15 protein-coding genes are annotated in these 16380 nt (G+C 68.8%); 12 read left to right on the top strand and 3 right to left on the bottom strand.

Features of this window, described 5'->3' with window-relative positions; genetic code table 11:
- The first annotated feature begins 141 nt into the window (after positions 1-141).
- The 4 genes from Pph01_RS05355 to Pph01_RS05340 are packed head-to-tail and all read left to right on the top strand — an operon-like array spanning position 142 to position 4434.
- Positions 142-1008 carry a COG4705 family protein gene (locus Pph01_RS05355; protein ID WP_204071790.1) on the top strand — a complete coding sequence of 289 codons (867 nt, stop codon included), beginning with the start codon at positions 142-144 and terminating at the stop codon, positions 1006-1008.
- A gap of 2 nt (positions 1009-1010) precedes the next feature.
- On the top strand, positions 1011-2294 hold the full coding sequence (locus tag Pph01_RS05350) for a glycosyltransferase family 4 protein (protein ID WP_239116441.1): 1284 nt from the start codon (positions 1011-1013) through the stop codon (positions 2292-2294).
- Complete coding sequence (locus tag Pph01_RS05345) at positions 2291-3127, top strand: DMT family transporter (RefSeq protein ID WP_204071789.1); 837 nt, start codon at positions 2291-2293, stop codon at positions 3125-3127. Before Pph01_RS05350 ends, Pph01_RS05345 begins: the two co-directional genes overlap by 4 nt.
- Positions 3128-3162: 35 nt before the next feature.
- Complete coding sequence (locus Pph01_RS05340) at positions 3163-4434, top strand: glycosyltransferase (protein WP_204071788.1); 1272 nt, start codon at positions 3163-3165, stop codon at positions 4432-4434.
- A gap of 74 nt (positions 4435-4508) precedes the next feature.
- On the opposite strand, the gene Pph01_RS05335 is transcribed toward Pph01_RS05340, so the two are convergent.
- Together Pph01_RS05335 and Pph01_RS05330 are read right to left on the bottom strand one after the other, a co-directional pair.
- A complete protein-coding gene (locus tag Pph01_RS05335; protein WP_204071787.1) occupies positions 4509-5849 on the bottom strand; it encodes a sensor histidine kinase in 1341 nt (446 codons plus the stop codon).
- 2 nt (positions 5850-5851) lie between these two features.
- On the bottom strand, positions 5852-6466 hold the full coding sequence (locus Pph01_RS05330; protein ID WP_204071786.1) for a response regulator transcription factor: 615 nt from the start codon (positions 6464-6466) through the stop codon (positions 5852-5854).
- An 86-nt stretch (positions 6467-6552) separates the two neighbouring features.
- Between Pph01_RS05330 and Pph01_RS05325 the strand changes: the two genes are divergently transcribed.
- The 4 genes from Pph01_RS05325 to Pph01_RS05310 all read left to right on the top strand — a co-directional run bounded on the left by Pph01_RS05325 (position 6553) and on the right by Pph01_RS05310 (position 11582).
- Positions 6553-7596, top strand: coding sequence for an iron ABC transporter substrate-binding protein (locus Pph01_RS05325; protein WP_204071785.1), 1044 nt, complete (start codon positions 6553-6555; stop codon positions 7594-7596).
- Positions 7593-9125 carry an ABC transporter permease gene (locus Pph01_RS05320; RefSeq protein ID WP_204071784.1) on the top strand — a complete coding sequence of 511 codons (1533 nt, stop codon included), beginning with the start codon at positions 7593-7595 and terminating at the stop codon, positions 9123-9125. The genes Pph01_RS05325 and Pph01_RS05320 overlap by 4 nt, the downstream gene beginning before the upstream one ends.
- Positions 9122-10168 carry an ABC transporter ATP-binding protein gene (locus tag Pph01_RS05315; protein WP_204071783.1) on the top strand — a complete coding sequence of 349 codons (1047 nt, stop codon included), beginning with the start codon at positions 9122-9124 and terminating at the stop codon, positions 10166-10168. The genes Pph01_RS05320 and Pph01_RS05315 overlap by 4 nt, the downstream gene beginning before the upstream one ends.
- A gap of 163 nt (positions 10169-10331) precedes the next feature.
- Positions 10332-11582, top strand: coding sequence for an MFS transporter (locus Pph01_RS05310; protein WP_275412796.1), 1251 nt, complete (start codon positions 10332-10334; stop codon positions 11580-11582).
- A 194-nt stretch (positions 11583-11776) separates the two neighbouring features.
- Here the strand turns inward: Pph01_RS05310 and Pph01_RS05305 are convergent, their stop codons facing one another.
- Positions 11777-12484 carry a phosphatase PAP2 family protein gene (locus Pph01_RS05305; RefSeq protein WP_204071781.1) on the bottom strand — a complete coding sequence of 236 codons (708 nt, stop codon included), beginning with the start codon at positions 12482-12484 and terminating at the stop codon, positions 11777-11779.
- Positions 12485-12923: 439 nt separating this feature from the next.
- On the opposite strand from Pph01_RS05305, the gene Pph01_RS05300 reads away from it, so the two are divergent.
- Genes Pph01_RS05300 through Pph01_RS05285 form a run of 4 tightly spaced genes read left to right on the top strand, consistent with a single transcriptional unit; the run spans position 12924 to position 16364 of the window.
- Positions 12924-13436 (top strand): hypothetical protein, encoded by a 513-nt coding sequence (locus Pph01_RS05300; protein WP_204071780.1) that lies wholly within the window; start codon positions 12924-12926, stop codon positions 13434-13436.
- Complete coding sequence (locus tag Pph01_RS05295; protein WP_204071779.1) at positions 13433-14461, top strand: peptidoglycan-binding domain-containing protein; 1029 nt, start codon at positions 13433-13435, stop codon at positions 14459-14461. The genes Pph01_RS05300 and Pph01_RS05295 overlap by 4 nt, the downstream gene beginning before the upstream one ends.
- The gene (locus tag Pph01_RS05290; RefSeq protein WP_204071778.1) at positions 14458-15150 is read left to right on the top strand and encodes an ABC transporter ATP-binding protein; all 693 of its coding nucleotides are present in this window, start codon (positions 14458-14460) and stop codon (positions 15148-15150) included. The genes Pph01_RS05295 and Pph01_RS05290 overlap by 4 nt, the downstream gene beginning before the upstream one ends.
- Positions 15147-16364 (top strand): ABC transporter permease, encoded by a 1218-nt coding sequence (locus Pph01_RS05285; RefSeq protein WP_204071777.1) that lies wholly within the window; start codon positions 15147-15149, stop codon positions 16362-16364. The genes Pph01_RS05290 and Pph01_RS05285 overlap by 4 nt, the downstream gene beginning before the upstream one ends.
- Positions 16365-16380: the final 16 nt, after the last annotated feature.

Below are 16380 nucleotides of genomic sequence, written 5' to 3'. Positions count from 1 at the left end.
GGATCTCCCTACACGCTGTAGTAGGTCGGGGTCGTCAGACTATGCCACGGCCAGCGAGGGTCGCCAGCGGGCGTCGCCGCACGTGAAGACACCCGTCACGCAGTCAGGTTGAGTTCAGGCGCGAGGTGCCAGCCTGGGCCGATGATGACTCCCGAATCGAGAACGGCCTCCTGGCATGCCAGGCAGGCCCTCAACAAGGTGCCCGAGGTCACGGTCTATTTCTGGATCATCAAGATCCTCTGCACGACCGTCGGGGAGACCGCCGCCGATTTCCTCAGCACCACGATGAACCTGGGGCTGACCACCACCACCTGCGTCATGGCCGGTCTGCTGGCCCTCTTCCTCGTCCTCCAGTTCCATGCCGGGGCGTACGTGCCGTGGATCTACTGGGTCACCGTGGCCCTGATCAGCGTCGTGGGCACACTGATCACCGACAACCTGACCGACGGTCTGGGGGTCCCACTGGAGATCACCACGGCGGTCTTCGGGCTCGCGCTGATCGTGACCTTCGCCGCCTGGTACGCCGTCGAGCGCACGTTGTCCATCCACACCATCTCCAGCACACGGCGGGAGAGCTTCTACTGGCTTGCCATCCTGTTCACCTTCGCGCTCGGGACCGCGTCCGGCGACCTCGTCGCCGAGCGCCTGAACATGGGCTACCTGCCGTCCGCCGTGATGTTCGCCGCCCTGATCGCGCTTGTCGCCCTCGCCCACGGGGTGCTGAAGGTCAACAGCGTTCTGACCTTCTGGATCGCCTACGTCCTCACCCGTCCATTGGGTGCTTCTCTCGGCGACTACCTGTCGCAGCCGGGCGAGGAAGGCGGCCTCGGCCTCGGGACCGTCGTCACGAGCTTCCTCTTCCTGATCGCCATCGTGGCCTTCGTGGTCTACCTGAGCATCAGTAAGCGCGATCAGACGATTCACCTGGCAGTGCGTTCCGCGCACGGCCGCTCCGCGCCCGCCGGTCGCGCACGTGGGGTGGCCGGCAGCCGGTACGACAGGAGGTGACGGTGCGGCGTTTTCGGACGTGGGTGCTGGGACGAGGCGCCCGATGGGTGCGCTGGACGGCCCTGCGCCTGCTCGATCTGGCCAACCTGTGGCGCGCGCGCCGCGGCCGCGCGGCCGACTCGGATGTCGTGCGCATCGTGCTCTTCCACGCCTTCGGCATGGGCGGAACGATCCGCACAGTGCTCAACTTGGCCGGTTACCTGGCGCAGGAGCGGGACGTCGAGGTCATCAGCGTCGTCCGGACCAGGAACAGACCCTTCTTCGACATCCCGCACGGAGTCAAGGTGATCACCCTGGACGACCGCACCCAGGAGAAGACCGGAGCGGCGCGGTGGCTGGCGCGGCTCCCCAGCGTCCTGGTCCCCACCGCCGAGCCCGTGTACCGGAGCTGCTCTCTGTGGACCGACCTGCTGGTGGTGCGTTACCTGCGCAGCCTCCGCGGAGGCACACTGATCGGGACGCGTCCGGCGCTGAATCTCCTCATCACCTCCTTCGCACCGCCCGAAGTGATCACCATCGGTCAGGAGCATCGCCATCTGACCGCGCACAGGCGCCGGCTCTACGAGGTCATCGCCCGCCGCTACAGCAGATTCGACGCGGTGGTCACCCTGACCAAGTCCGATCATGACCAGTACGCGGCGCTGTTGCCCGGCCAGCGTGTCGCCCGCATTCCCAATGCCCTGCCGCCGCTCGGCGGACAGCCGGCCTCGCTAGACAGCCACTCAGCCGTCGCGGTCGGCCGGCTCGATCGGAACAAGGGGTTCGACCTGCTGATCTCGGCATGGCGCCTGGTCGCCGACCGGCACCCGGAGTGGCATCTGCGGATCTTCGGCTCCGGCCCCTGGCTCGACCGGCTCTCCGCACAGATCGAGGACGCCGGCCTCGACGACACGGTGTTCCTGATGGGACGCACCGACCAGGTCGGCGAGGAGCTGTCCAAGGCGAGCATGTTCGTGCTCAGCTCGCGTTCCGAGGGCATGCCGATGGTGTTGCTCGAGGCGATGAGCAAGGGCCTGCCGGTCGTGGCGTTCGACTGCCCCACGGGGCCGGCGGAGGTGATCACCGACGGCGTGGACGGACGCCTGGTCGGGGCCGAGAACGTCGGCGAGCTGGCCCGCACCGTCTGCGAACTCATCGAGGACGAGCAGGCGCGCCGTGCGCTCGGCGCCGCAGCGGCCGGCACAGCCGCCGCGTACGACCCCGACGACATCGGCAGGCGGTGGGACGCCCTGCTCGAGGAGCTGGTGCGCGACCGTGGCCGGACCGCCAGGCAGCGAACTGCATGACCGCACTCGCCGCCGGCGTCGCGCTGCTCGGCTCGTTGTTCTTCGCCCTCGGCGCTGCGCTGCAGCAACACGAAGCCGCCCGTTCCTCCACACCTCGTCTGCGTGTGCTCCTTCGCAGGCCGGCCTGGCTGGCCGGTGCCGCGGCGAGCGCCGCCGGAGCCACCCTGCACGTCGTCGCGCTGAGCCTCGGCCCGCTGAGCGTGGTGCAGCCGATGGGAGTGGCCAGCCTCCTGTTCGCCCTGCCGATCGCCTCCGCGATGCACGGCCGCAGCACAGGACCCGGGGAACTCGCCGCCGCGTGTCTGGTGAGCGTCGGGCTGATCGGCCTTGTGCTGCTCGTCCCGCCGTCCTCCCAGACACCGCAACTGACGAACGCGGCGGCGGTGGCCATGCTCGTGGCCACCGGTCTCGCCGCCCTGGCCTGCTTCGGTCTCGCTCAGTACTCGGCGGGCGCCGTCCGCAGCGCCCTGCTCGCACTCGCCGCCGGAGTCCTGTACGGCGCGACCGCGACGTTCACCCACGTCGTCGTGGGCGGAACAGGCGACAACCTGTGGCTCCTCGCGGCCCTGCCGCTGCCGGCTGTGGCCGCGTTGATGCTGATCCAGCGCGCGTACGCCCATCCCCCCAGGAGCGCGGGCGGACAGCGGGGGAGCGGGCATTTCGGCGTGGCATTCGCCACGCTGCAGGTGGCCGATCCGCTCACCGCCGTGACCTGCGGCGCCTCGCTCCTCGGTGAACCCCTGCCGGACCACGCGGCGATCGCCGTCGTATTCGCCCTGGTAGCCGGCGCCGGCATCGCCGTGCTCGCACGAACCACCCCGCTGCCCACATGAGCGCCTCGACAGCGCCTCGACAAAGGATCGACCTGATGAATGCCTTCCCGCTTGACGCCATACCCCCGTCCCGTCTCGAAGGGCAGGCACCGCACACTCCGTCACCGGGACCGGACGCCGACCGTGGCCGCACCATCCTGATCGCGACCGACACCTACCCTCCAGACGTGAACGGCGCCGCCTATTTCAGCCATCGCCTGGCGAGCGGCCTCGCCGCCCGTGGCGCCGAGGTCCATGTGGTGTGCGCATCCGCTGATGGCCGACCGCGCGTGGAGATCCGCGACGCTGTCGTGGTCCACCGGCTGCGTTCCGTCCCACTGCTGGTTCACCCGACGATGAGAGTCAGCGTGCCCGCAGGGCTCGGCCGTACGTTGTCGTGGTTGATCGGCAAGGTCGGCCCGCAGGTCATCCACGTGCAGGGACATTTCGTTGTGGGCAGGGCGGCGATCGCGGCGGCCCGGAGTGCCGGGTTGCCCGTGGTCGCGACCAACCACTTCATGCCGGACAACATGTTCCAGTTCGCCCATGTGCCGGTCCGGTTTCGTCGAGGTGTGGGCGATCTCGTCTGGCGCGACTTCAGCCGGGTGTTCGCCCGAGCCGACCGTGTCACCACGCCCACGCGGATCGCTGCCGAGCTGCTCGCCGCCAAGGGGTTCACCCGCGAAGTGGAGGCGATCTCGTGCGGGATCGATCTGCACAGGTTCCAGCCGCAGCCCCAGAAGTGGGCGAGGCAGCGTTTCGCGCTGGACGACCGGCCCACCATCTTGTTCGTCGGCCGACTCGACGAGGAGAAACGCCTGGACGAGCTGGTGTGGGCCCTTCCCCATGTGCTGAACCACGTCGACGCGCAGATCGTGTTCGTCGGGACGGGAGGGAAGAAGGCAGCCCTGGAACGGCTCGCCGCACGCCTCGGCGTGAACGGCCGGGTGCACTTTCTCGGGTTCGTCCCCGACGCCGCTCTGCCACAGGTGTACTCAGCCGCCGACGTGTTCGCGATGCCCGGCGTGGCCGAGCTGCAGAGCATCGCCACGCTGGAGGCGATGGCGAGCGGGCTACCGGTCGTGGCGGCACGGGCCATGGCTCTACCGCATCTCGTGGACGGCAACGGTTACCTGTACCGGCCGGGTGACGTGCGGGAGCTGGCCCGGCACCTGGCCGCGATCCTGACCTCGGCCGAACTGCGCAACTCGATGGCCCAGGCCGGCCTCGCGCTGGCGGCCACTCACGATCATCGCCGTTCTCTCGCCCGTTTCGAAGAAATCTACGCAGAGCTATATCAACCGGCAGCACGGCACCCTCATCGATAACGGAGGGATGCATGCGAGTCGGGAGATTCTGACCGCGCTGCCCGGGCTTGCCGCAGGTCGGACGAGCATGGCGATCAGCCGGATGGAGGGGCGGCTGCGCGGGGGAGGGACACGGCTGCAGTCGTGCCTGCGCCTGGCGTACTGGTCATGGTGAACCGGCCTCGGTTGTCTTCAACCAGGTGCTGGACGAGGCGGAGGCCGATATGGCCGGCACGGTGAGGCAGGGGGAGGGTGAAGCCCACACCGTCGTCGGCGACGGTCATGGTGACCGTCGCCGCGTCGGTGGCGGCGACGCGGATGTGCACGGTATGAGAGTGCGCGTGGCGGAACGCGTTGCGGAGCAGTTCGCCGGCGGCCCGATAGAGGATGATGGCGCGCTGCTCGTCCAGCGGGCCTAGGCCGCTGGCGGCGATGTCGACCATAGGACCGGGGCCAGGGACCTCGCTCTCCCGGATCCGTACCGCGAGGCCGCGGAGAGCCGTTTCGATGTCCTGGCCGACTGGGTCGGCCGGGAGGAGTTCGGTGAGGAGGCTGCGCAGCTGCCGTACTTCCCCGGCCAATAGGTGCTGGGCGCGGTCGAGGAACTCCCGGTGGCGGGGCCAGGGCTGCTCAGTGAGTTGTGCCCTCTGCAGGAGCAGTCCGACTCCGGCGAGGTCGGGGATGATGCCGTCGTGCAGTCGCCTCGCCAGGTCTCGCCGGGCAAGCTCGGAGGCGGCGAGGCCGTACTCGCGTGCGGCGCGTAGTGCAGCCCGGTCGCGCTGCAGCCGGCGTGCCAGCGTCACCGAAAGCGGGACGCCGGCGGCGGTGATCGCGGCGAGGCCGATCAGCACCGTCGGTAGCAGGACCATCGCGGTCTGCCTCGTCGTCGCGCCCACATCAACGGGCAGGTAGAGCTCCATTCGCATGTCGTTGCCGTCGGCGTCGCGGAAGCCGAAGAAGACCTCCATTCGGCTGCCCGGAAGGCCGGCCTCGTAGCGGTGCTCGGCGTCGTCGGGTGCCGGTTGGACGAGCACGTCATCGACGGCCATCCGTGTGGCGATCTGGGAGTCGAGACGGCCGGACAGGCCCTCGGCACGGGGCTCATCGGAGAACACCACGGTGGCGAGGGCACCCTGAACCTGGAAGACCTTGACTCGCTGCACCGTGCCTGCTTGGAGGAACGGCCAGATGCGGCCACGCAGATCTCCCCGGGCAAGCTCATCGAGCCGTAGGAAGTTCCGCACCGACATCGGCGCGAGCACAGCCGCGGCCACCTGGCGGCCGGTTGTTTCCACGCTCCGGCGCGCATCGTCCTCGGCGTACCGCCACACGCCGACGGTGATGAGCACCGACACCGCGGTCGCGACCACGGCGGCGAGGAGCATGTGAGCCGCGAGCGTCAGCCAGAGAACGCGACGCCCTTCCGAAACAGTCAAGATCAGTATCCGGAGCCGATGGTGATGAGGCCGAGCCGGTCAGCGGACACCACCGCGTCGAGCTGCGTCTGCACGCCGAGTTTCCTCATGACCGCCTTGATGTGGTCGCGCGCCGTGTGCAGCGAGATCCCCAACGTCGCTGCGATGCGGCCGGCGTCGTTGCCTCTGCCGAGCTCGCGCAGCACGTCGTATTCACGGTCGGTGAGGTGGATTTGGGGACTTCGGCGCTCCACTTCGACCATCGGATGTGCCGCGTCCGCGGATCGAATGGCCGCGAGGATGCGGGGGAGTGGCGCGTCCTTGCCGAGGAAGGCGACCGCGCCGACGGCGATCGCCCGATCAGCAAGGTCCGCTCGAGAATGAGCGGTGAGCACGATGATCCGCGCCTCCGGACGAAGCGTATGCAGCTGCGCGATGACGTCGAACCCATCCGCGTCGGGCAGTTGGAGGTCGGTGATGGCGACGGCGAAGTCGATCGCGGCGGCCTTGGCGAGACCTTCGCGAGCCGTGCGGGCGGTGGCGACGCAGTGAATGTCGTGCTCGACGTCCAGGGTCAACGCCAGGGAGTCGGTGAAGACCCGGTGGTCGTCGAGCAGCAGGACGGGCAGCGATGTCACCCCCCAATTTTAGGGAGGTGGGCCTAACTAAGGAAAGGCTAGCCTTCCTTCGAGTTATCGAGATCGCATTTCCAAAGGAGTCCCGCGTGCGGACAGCCAGACATCTCCTCGCCGCGCTCGCCGTGATGGCCACGGCGAGCCTCACCGCCTGCGGTGGCGACAAGGCGTCCCCGTCCACCGCCGCCGGCACCGGTGCCGCCAAGGGGTCAATCGTGCTGTACAACGCGCAGCACGAGGAGGTCGGCAAGGCATGGGCCGACGCCTTCACCGCGAAGACGGGCATCAAGGTGGAGATCCGCAACGGCAGCGACTTCGAGTTGGCCAACCAGATCGTCGTCGAGGGCGCGGCCTCACCCGCTGACGTGTTCATCACGGAGAACTCGCCCGCGATGGCGCTGGTGTCGAGTAAGGATCTGTTCGCGTCCGTCGACGCGGCGACGAAGGCGCAGGTTCCCGCCCAGTACTCCTCCAGCAAGGGCGACTGGGTGGGAGTGGCGGCCCGCTCCACGGTGTTCGTCTACAACAGCTCTCAGCTGACCGACGACCGGCTCCCCAAGTCGATCATGGATTTGGCGAAACCCGAGTGGAAGGACCGATTCGGCATCTCCCCGAGCGGGGCCGACTTCCAGGCGATCGTCAGCGCCGTCTACGCCGTCCAAGGCGACGCCGCCGCGACCGCATGGCTCCAGGGAATCAAGGACAACGCCAAGATCTACCGCGGCAACGGCACCATCATGAAGGCGGCCAACTCCGGCGAGGTGCCGGGCGGCGTCATCTACCACTACTACTGGTACGGCGACCAAGCGGACGGCGGAGCCAACAGCTCCAACACCAAACTGGAATTCTTCGGCGGCAAGGACGCAGGCGCGTTCCTCAGCGTGTCCGGCGGCGGGGTCCTGAAGTCGAGCAAGCACGCCGCCGAAGCCCAGCGGTTCCTCGCCTACATGACCAGCCCCGAGGGTCAGAAGCTGCTGGCTGACAGCAACGCCCTGGAGTACACCGTCGGCACCGGGGTCCCGGCGAATCCGAAACTGAAGCCCCTGGCGGAGCTGGACATCCCGGCCGTCGACCTCAACACGCTCAACGGCCCGAAGGTCATCGAGAACATGCAGCAGGTCGGCCTCCTGTGAGTCTGATCCACGCAGCGCGCGCCGGCGGCCGGCCGATTCAGCTCGGCTCGGCCGTCGCCGTGGCGGTGCTCACCCTGGTCCCGGCGGGATACGTGCTCGCCGGGGTACTCGCCGGCCACGACACCGCGCGGCTGCTGTGGCGGCCGCGCGTGGGCGAGTTGCTCACGAACACCGTGTTGCTCGTCACGCTGGGCACGGCTGCGTGCGTGACCGTCGGCACGCTCGCCGCCTGGCTCGTCGAGAGAACCACCCTGCGCGGGCGTCCGGTATGGACCGCGCTCATGCTCGCGCCGCTCGCCGTCCCCGCGTTCGTGAACAGTTTCGCCTGGTACTCCCTGTCGCCGTCGTTCGCAGGGCTGGGCGCCGCCCTCCTGGTGACCACGCTGTCTTACTACCCGTTGGTCTATCTGCCGGTCGCCGCCATGCTGCGCGGACTCGACCCCGCACTCGAAGAACAGTCGCGGATGCTCGGCAACGGCCCGTACCGGACCTTCCGCCGGGTCGTCGTGCCGCAACTGCGGCCGGCGTTGTCCGGCGGCGCCTTGCTTGTGGCGCTGCACCTGCTCGCCGAGTTCGGCGCCTTGGAGGCGTTGCGCTTCGACACGTTCACCACCGCGATTTACGACCAGTACCAATCCACGTTCAACGGGTCCGCGGCCACTGCCCTTGCCGGGGTGCTCATCCCTCTGTGCCTGCTGTTGCTCGGTGCCGAGCGGGCGTTGAGCGGGGGCGCCCCTCTGATGAGAGTCGGCGGTGGCGTGGCTCGCCAAGTGATCCGGTATCCGCTCGGCCGTACCGCGCCGGGGGTTCTCGCCGGGCTGGTCCTCCTTACTGCTGCGGCGCTGGGCGTGCCGTTGGGCTGCATCGCGTGGTGGCTCCTCACCAGCACCTCGGCCGAGTTCCCCGCAGCCGAGCTCCTGCAGACGGCGAGTACATCGATCGTTTTAGCTCTCCTCGGCGCGGCGGTCACGACGACGCTCGCGTTCCCCGTGGCCTGGCTGTCGGTCCGGCGTCGAGGACGGTTCAGTCAGATAGTCGAGCGGAGCACATACCTGGGCAACTCTCTGCCCGGCATCGTCGTCGCGCTCGCGCTGGTCACTATCGCGGCACGTCACCTGCCGTCTCTGTACCAGAGCACGGCGATGCTGCTCGCCGCATACGCCGTCCTGTTCATGCCACGCGCCATGGTGAGCCTCCGCGCCGTGCTCAAGCAGACACCGCCCGAACTCGGCGACGTCGGACGCTCCCTTGGCGTCGGACCCGCCGGAGTGCTGTCACGTGTCACCCTCCCCCTGATCGCCCGAGGTGTGGCAACCGGTGCCGCCCTGGTGTCCCTCGCCATCACCACCGAGTTGACCTCGACTCTCCTCTTGGCGCCCATAGGCACTCGTACGCTCGCAACCCAGTTCTGGAGCGCCTCCACGTCGATTAACTATGGTCAGGCGGCGCCGTACGCACTGCTGATGATCCTCATCTCGGTCCCCGCTGCCTACCTGCTGACCCGTCGCAAGGAAGGGGCGGGCCGATGAGCGGCGGCATGAAGGTGACCGGCCTGGCGAAGTCGTACGGAACGGCGAAAGTGCTCGACGGACTCGATCTGACGGCACCCGCCGGTCAGCTGACGGCACTGATCGGACGCTCCGGATCCGGCAAGACGACCCTCCTGCGGCTCATCGCCGGCTTCGACCGGCCCGACGCGGGGACGGTGATGATCGCGGACCGCCCGATGGCCGATGTGCCGCCCGAGCGGCGCCGCATCGGCTACGTGCCGCAGGAAGGAAGCCTGTTTCCGCACCTCACTGTGGCAGGCAACGTGACGTTCGGACTCCCGAGGCGCGCGCGGCGCGACCGCCATGTCGTCGCGGACATGCTCGAGCTCGTCGCGCTCGACCATCGGTACGCGCGTCGTTACCCCCATCAACTTTCCGGAGGCGAGCAGCAGCGAGTGGCGCTCGCCCGGGCCCTCGCCACCCGTCCCGACCTTGTGCTGCTCGATGAACCCTTCTCGGCCCTGGACGCCGAACTACGCGCCGACACACGCCGGGCGGTCACCGCAGCGCTGGCAGCCACTGCCGCCACCACCGTCCTGGTGACTCACGATCAGGCCGAGGCGCTGTCACTCGCAGCGCAAGTGGCCGTCCTACGCGATGGCGTCATCGTGCAGGCAGGCTCTCCGGAAGCGGTCTACCGCCGGCCGGCCGATGACGTGGTCGCGGCGTTCGTCGGCGAATTGACCATGATCCCCGCGCAATTGACCGGCGATACTGCCGAGACACCGATCGGTCCCATCGCCCTGCCGCATCCGGCATACGGCGACGGCGCCGTACTCGTACGTCCCGAGCAGGTCATGATCACTGATCCAGAGAACGGCTTCGCACGCGCCAAAGCCGTCACGATCGACTTCCGCGGTCATGACGGCCTCGTAGAACTACTGGTCGACGCCGAGAGGGGCCACCTCACCCTGACCGCACGCACCGCTGGACAATTGCTCCCCGCACCAGGACAACGAGTAGGACTACATCTCACTGGTACAGCACTGGCCAGCACGCCTGGCAAACCGCGCCGGAAATGATTCGGAGGTCGTGGCGCGGCGTGATGAGTGGTGAAGTGGGCCGACACCGCATCCTGGCCGCTAAGCTCTCGCTGCCACTCTGTGCGGCTGCGGCAGGACACACGGTCCGTAAAGAAATCGGCGTGTCTGTTTCCTCAGTGGCCTGTCTCCGCTCAACTGAGGCATGGCAAACGTGCAGGTCAGGAGCATATTCTGGGGCAGATCGGCGCGGAACGTCCGATTGGTTGTAGCGGCGAGGGCGCTTCGTACCTTCGGCTACGGGTGTACCAGTGTGCTGCTGGCCGAGATGCTGGCGGAAGACGGTGATGCCCCGTGGCAGATAGGGCTGCTGCTGGCCGCCGCTTCGGCCGGCTCGGTCGCCTCCAGTCTGATTCTGGGGTTGTTCGCTGATCGGTGGGGGCGGCGGCGGGCGCTTGTCGCCTGCGGGTGTCTGATGGCGGCGGCGGGCGTGGTGTTCGCCCTGAGCGAGTCGTTCCTCGCACTGGCGGCTGCGGCGTTCGTCGGCACGATCTCGCCGTCGACGAACGACAACACCCCTTTCTCGGGGGTGGAGCAGTCGATCCTGGCGCAATCGTGTGAGCCGTCCCAGCACACCAGGGTCTTCACCTTTTACAACGTGACGGCGCTGGTCGCCGGAGCCCTGGGCGGGCTCGCCGCCGCCCTATTGGGTTTGCAGCACCTGGTGTCCGCCGGTGACGCGGCCTTCGCGTTGTATGCCGTGCTGGCCGCGGGCACCGTCACGCTCTTCTTCAGGTTGTCGCCCGAGGCCGAAGCGCGGGCGTGTCCCGCACCCGACACCGGGACGATCGGCCGCCAGGCCACCCGGGCGCCTTGGCGGGTGCCCGCCAACATCCGCCGCCTGGCGGGACTCTTCGCGGTCGATGCCTTCGCTGGGGGGCTGGCCGTACAGACCGTCCTGGCCTGGTGGTTCGCCCACCGTTACGGCGCCACCACCGCCCAGCTCGGTCTGGTGTTCTTCGCCGCCAACCTCCTACCCGCGCTTGCTCAGCTCACCGCACCTCTCTTGGCCGCCCGCAGAGGCCTGCTCGCGGCGATGCTGGTGCCGCATTTCGCCTCCAACCTGATCCTGGCCTGCATCCCGTTCGCCCCGTCTCTGGGCGGCGCGGTCGCATTGCTGCTCATCCGTCAAGCTCTCTCGAAGATCGACGTCCCGGCCCGCCAAGCTTTCACCGCCGCTGTCGTGGACCCTGAGGATCGGACCGCCGCTGCCAGCATGACCAGCATCGCGCGCAGCGTCGCCGTGTCCGTCAGCCCTCTCGTCGCCACGGCCCTGCTCACCGGTGCACTCGCAGCAATGGGCGCGCCACTGCTCTTGGGAGCGGCACTTGCCATCGGATACGACATCACCGTCTGGCGCAGCTATCGCTCCACATTCCTGGGCGAGACGGCATGACGTCGTCGTATGCGGAACGCGAGTGCCCCGTCGCATCGCTGGACTGACGCCGCTACTGCACGAGCTCGTCCGCATCGAGGAGGAGGGCAAGCACCACCACGGCGGTACGGCGTGCCGGGAGGAAGGAGGCCAGGAGGGCCGCCACCATGCCGATCAGGTAGCCCGCGCGGATGGAAACGCGCGGCGCTGGAGCGTCATTCTGCGATCGGGTCTTGCCCCGTTCTGTCCACCGAGGGGAGCTCGCAGGCCGGTGCTCGCCTTGCCGGATCGACTCTTTGGCCTGCCAGTGCACGTGTGCGGACGAGGGCGAGTGCAATCGCGATCGCGGCAGGGGCGGCGATGAGCGAACCGACGGTGTCGCTGAGATAGTGCGCCCCCAAATACACGCGGGCGAACATCTGGGCGAGTACGACCACGGCCCCCACGACGATCATCCAACGGCGGCGGATGAGGAGCGCCAAGGCGATGACCAGGGAGAGCGTCAGGGCTACGTGGCCACTGGGGAAGCTGCTGTCACCCAGCTTTCCCAGGAGTGCGTGTGGATTAGCAGGACGCGGCCGCGCCACAACGATCTTCAGGATTGTGCTGATGCCCCATCCTGCCACCACCACGACCAGGGACCGGACCGCGTCGACGCGCCGCCCTGTCAGCATCAGCGCCGTGGTCAGGACCACCAGGATGATGATGCCGCCCACGGTGTCGCAGGCCAGGTTGAGAACCAGAGCGGCGCCGGTCAGCCACGGCATGCGTAGGGCTTGGATGTCGGTGCTGATCCTCATGTCCTGCGTCGTCCAGCCGGTCGAGCATGCGAGAAAGCCCATTGCCGTAGCCACCAGCAGGAACACGCAGCCCACGATGATCTGAATCTCGGGCTGCGTGCGCCGACGCGCCAGATCCTTCAAGCGACCTCCTCGTTAGTGCGCTGCACGACACGCAGCGCTGACCGGCTTCGCCAGAAATTATCTGGGCCTCCTCGACACGTCGCTGCAGGTCGAGACGGCACGAGCGGAAGAGGCAGGGCCTTCCGACGCTCAGGACTCCGGGCGTAGGGCCGCATTCCGTGCCGATTCGGCGAGGTCCGGGAGTCGGCCAGGCGTCTGATCGCCGCCCTGACCTCTGCCGAGCTCCGCGCTTGAATGGCCGGGCCCGCGATGGCCGCCACCCACGACCGCTGACGTTCCCTCGGCCGGTTCGAGGGGATCCATGCCGAGCTCACCTCGGAGCGGTGGTACGGCCGACTCCCCCGAATGGGGGATCGGCCGCCCCACTCCGGCGCGATGCGCGCGCAGTGCCCAGCCGGGAACGTGAAGGAGTCATCCCACAACCCCGGAGGCAGACTCCATGAAGACCCGCAGAGCGGGCCTGCTGCTGCTCGCGCCCGTCCTGGCCGCCTGCGCGGCCACCTCCACGCCTGGCGCGACCCCAGCGCCGAGCCCTAGCGCCTCCGCCGTTCTCGCGGTGTATCGGGAGCTCGCCACCTGCCTGCGACAGCACGGCGTGCCGAACTTCCCCGATCCGGTCATGGACGCTCAGGGGAACGTTCAGGTGAACCCCTCCGTCCGGATCCCCGCGAGCGCGAAGACCGCGTGCGCGTCCATCGCCGCTCGTCTGCCCGGGGAGAACAAGGGACCGACGTACAGCGCCGCCGACATGGCCAAACTCAGGCAACTCGCTCGGTGCTTCCGCGACCACGGCATCCCCGACTGGCCCGACCCCAACGCCAGAGGTGAGTTCCCCATGCCGAAACGGCTGCTCGACCTGGGTAAGCGCGGATGGCGCGAACAGCTCCCCGCGTGCCGGCAGTACTTCGTGGGCAAGAGCATCGTTATCGTCTCGGCCTCGGAGAACGGATGAACCGGCCCATCGCCGTGCTTGCCGGAGTCGTGGTGCTGGCGGGAGCAGGTGGCGCCTGGACCGTGCTGCGGGGCGATCCCGCTCCGGCAGCCACCCCGCCGACGGTCACTGGCACCGCTGAGGTGGTCCGCACCGACATCGCCCAACAACAGCAGGTCAACGGCACATTGGCGTACGAAGGCGACTACCAGGTCCTCGGGTCCGGCGCGGTGATCACTCAGCTGCCCGCCATCGGCAGCACGATCACCAGGGGACATGCGCTGTACGAGGCCGCCGGCCGCCGGGTCCCCCTGTTGTACGGCTCCCGCCCCGCGTGGCGGACGCTCGCACTCGGAATGACCGACGGCGCAGACGTGCGGCAGCTGGAGGTGAACCTGCGCGCGCTCGGTTACACCGGGTTCACGGTGGACCGGCACTTCTCCCTGGCGACCTATTACGCCGTCCGCAGGTGGCAGCACGACGCCCGCCTCCCCGTGACCGGGACGGTCCCCTTGGGGCAGGTCGTTTTCCTTCCGGTCGCGCTCCGGGTGACGGGCTACGACGTACAGCTCGGCGCGTCCCCCCGGGGGCCGGTGCTGCATGGCACGAGCGGCCTCCCCATCGTCTCGGTCCAGCTCGACCCCGCCCAGGCGCCGAGCGTCAAACCGGGCGCCCGGGTACTGGTCACGCTGCCCGACGGCTCGACGCGCAATGGCCGAGTGACGACCGTCAGCCCGGTGGCGTCCACCTCTGACGGGCCGGACGGGCAGGCGGAGTCGTCGGTGCCGATCACGATCCGGCTGTCGGGCCGTCCCGTGAACATGCTCGACCAGGCGCTGGTACAGGTCGCCCTCACCGACGATGAGCGCAAGGACGTGCTCGCCGTGCCCATCGTCGCTCTGCTGGCCAGGCCGGACGGGACGTTCGCCGTCGCCGTGGCGGGCCGGCTGGTCCCGGTGCAGGTCGGGCTCTTTGACGAGTCCGCCGGCCTGGTCGAGGTCACCGGGGTCACCGAGGGCATGAACGTGGAGGTGCCCGCCGGATGAGCCCAGTTCTGGAGTTGCACGACGTGTGGAAGGTCTATCCGGGCGAGCCGCCGGTGGAGTCCGTCAAAGGGATCGGACTGACTGTCGAAGCGGGCGAGATGGTGGCAGTCCTCGGGCCCTCGGGGTCGGGCAAGTCCACCCTGCTCCATCTCATGGCTGCGATCGACCGCCCCACCTCCGGTTCGGTACGGCTGGCCGGACATGCCGTACAGAATCTGCGGGAGCGCGGCCTCGCGGGCCTGCGGGCCCATCACGTCGGGGTCGTCTTCCAGCGATTCTTCCTGCTTGACAGCCTCACGGCACTGGAGAACGTCGCCACCGGCCTGCTCTACCGAGGGGTAGCAGCTCGGACCCGGCGCGAGCGAGCGGCGGAGGCGCTGGGGCGGGTAGGCCTCAGCCACCGTCTCGGGCATCGCACGGCGAAGCTGTCCGGGGGAGAACGCCAACGCGTCGCGATCGCCCGTGCTCTCGTCGGCAAACCGGCGATCGTCTTCGCCGACGAGCCGACCGGCAACCTCGACTCGGCCAACGGTGCGGAGATCGTCACGCTCCTTCGCGAGCTCAACGCCCACGGGACCACGATGGTGATCGTCACCCACGACCAGGGCGTGGCCGCCGCCTGCGCGCGCCGGATCGAACTCCGTGACGGAGAAGTGGTCGACCAGGCTGCCCGGGAGGCCGTCCGATGACGCGCACCGACGCGGCGACGACCCCACTGGCATCCCGGGTACGCGGCGTCGACCTGCTGGCCACCGCAACCCTGGGCCTGCGGACCCGGCGACTGCGAGCCGTGCTGTCCGGACTGGGCATCGCGATCGGCATCGCCGCCATCGTGGCGGTGGCCGGGGTGACCCGATCCAGCCAGGCCGCCCTGCTCGCCCAGATCGACCGGCTCGGCACCAATCTGCTCACCGTCTCCAGCGGCACAGGCTTCGGCGGCAGCGAGCGGGAACTCCCGGCGGAGGCCACGCGGATGTTGCGCCAGGTCGACGGAGTGCTCGCCGTCGCGCCGACCGCGCAGTTGACCACGGAGAACGTGTATCGCAACCAGTTGGTCCTCGAAGGTCAGACCGGCGGCCTCGCCGTACGGGCCGCGGACCCGTCGCTGCTGGTCACCCTGGACGGGCACGTGAGACAGGGCCGGTTCCTCGACGCGGCCACGGCCGTCTACCCGGTCACCGTGCTCGGGCACGAGGCGGCCACGACACTCGGGATCACCAGAGTCGACCCCGGCACGCGGGTATGGCTCGGCGGCCACTGGTTCACCGTCGCCGGGATCCTCGAGGCGATCCCGTTCGCCCCCGAAGTGGACAGGTCGGCGCTCATCGGGTTCCCCGTCGCACGGTCGATGTTCGGATACGCGGGTCATCCGAGCCGCATCTACGTCCGCGCACAGCAGGAGCGGGTGACCGAGGTCTCAGCGTTGCTCCGGCTGACCACCAACCCGATGAACCCCGACCGGGTTGACCTGACCCGTCCCTCGGACGCGCTCACCGCCCGGGTGGCCGTGGCCCAGTCATCCGCCGTGTTGTTCCTCGGGCTCGGCGCGATCGCCCTGCTCGTGGCGGGCATCGGGATCGGCAACATCATGGTGATCTCGGTCCTGGAGCGGCGCGCGGAAATCGGGTTGCGGCGGGCGCTCGGGGCGACCAGAGGGCATGTCGGGGGCCAGTTCCTCGCCGAGTCGCTGGTACTCGGCGCGTTCGGAGGCACGGCAGGTGTGCTGATCGGTTGCGCGATTACGGCGGCGCTGGCGCGCAGCCGGGGCTGGACCATGCAGATCCCGGTCGAGGCGCTGTGGGGAGGCCCGCTGGTCGCCGTCCTCGTCGGCGGGATCGCGGGACTCTACCCCGCGTTCCGCGCCGCCCGCCTCGCGCCGGCCGAGACGCTGCGGACGGGGTGAGATCCGACAGGAATCA

Origin of the sequence: Planotetraspora phitsanulokensis (assembly GCF_016863295.1) — a bacterium.
GTDB lineage: Bacteria > Actinomycetota > Actinomycetes > Streptosporangiales > Streptosporangiaceae > Planotetraspora > Planotetraspora phitsanulokensis.
Note: the sequence above shows the minus strand (reverse complement) of the source record. Positions and strands in the feature narration are given on the sequence as shown.

Bases quoted from the DNA above. Each gene is read 5' to 3' on its own strand.
- Pph01_RS05285 (WP_204071777.1), top strand. From the start codon at position 15,147: ATGACGCGCACCGACGCGGCGACGACCCCACTGGCATCCCGGGTACGC.
- Pph01_RS05295 (WP_204071779.1), top strand. From the start codon at position 13,433: ATGAACCGGCCCATCGCCGTGCTTGCCGGAGTCGTGGTGCTGGCGGGA.
- Pph01_RS05300 (WP_204071780.1), top strand. From the start codon at position 12,924: ATGAAGACCCGCAGAGCGGGCCTGCTGCTGCTCGCGCCCGTCCTGGCC.
- Pph01_RS05290 (WP_204071778.1), top strand. From the start codon at position 14,458: ATGAGCCCAGTTCTGGAGTTGCACGACGTGTGGAAGGTCTATCCGGGC.
- Pph01_RS05345 (WP_204071789.1), top strand. From the start codon at position 2,291: ATGACCGCACTCGCCGCCGGCGTCGCGCTGCTCGGCTCGTTGTTCTTC.
- Pph01_RS05355 (WP_204071790.1), top strand. From the start codon at position 142: ATGATGACTCCCGAATCGAGAACGGCCTCCTGGCATGCCAGGCAGGCC.
- Pph01_RS05315 (WP_204071783.1), top strand. From the start codon at position 9,122: ATGAGCGGCGGCATGAAGGTGACCGGCCTGGCGAAGTCGTACGGAACG.
- Pph01_RS05310 (WP_275412796.1), top strand. From the start codon at position 10,332: ATGGCAAACGTGCAGGTCAGGAGCATATTCTGGGGCAGATCGGCGCGG.
- Pph01_RS05340 (WP_204071788.1), top strand. From the start codon at position 3,163: ATGAATGCCTTCCCGCTTGACGCCATACCCCCGTCCCGTCTCGAAGGG.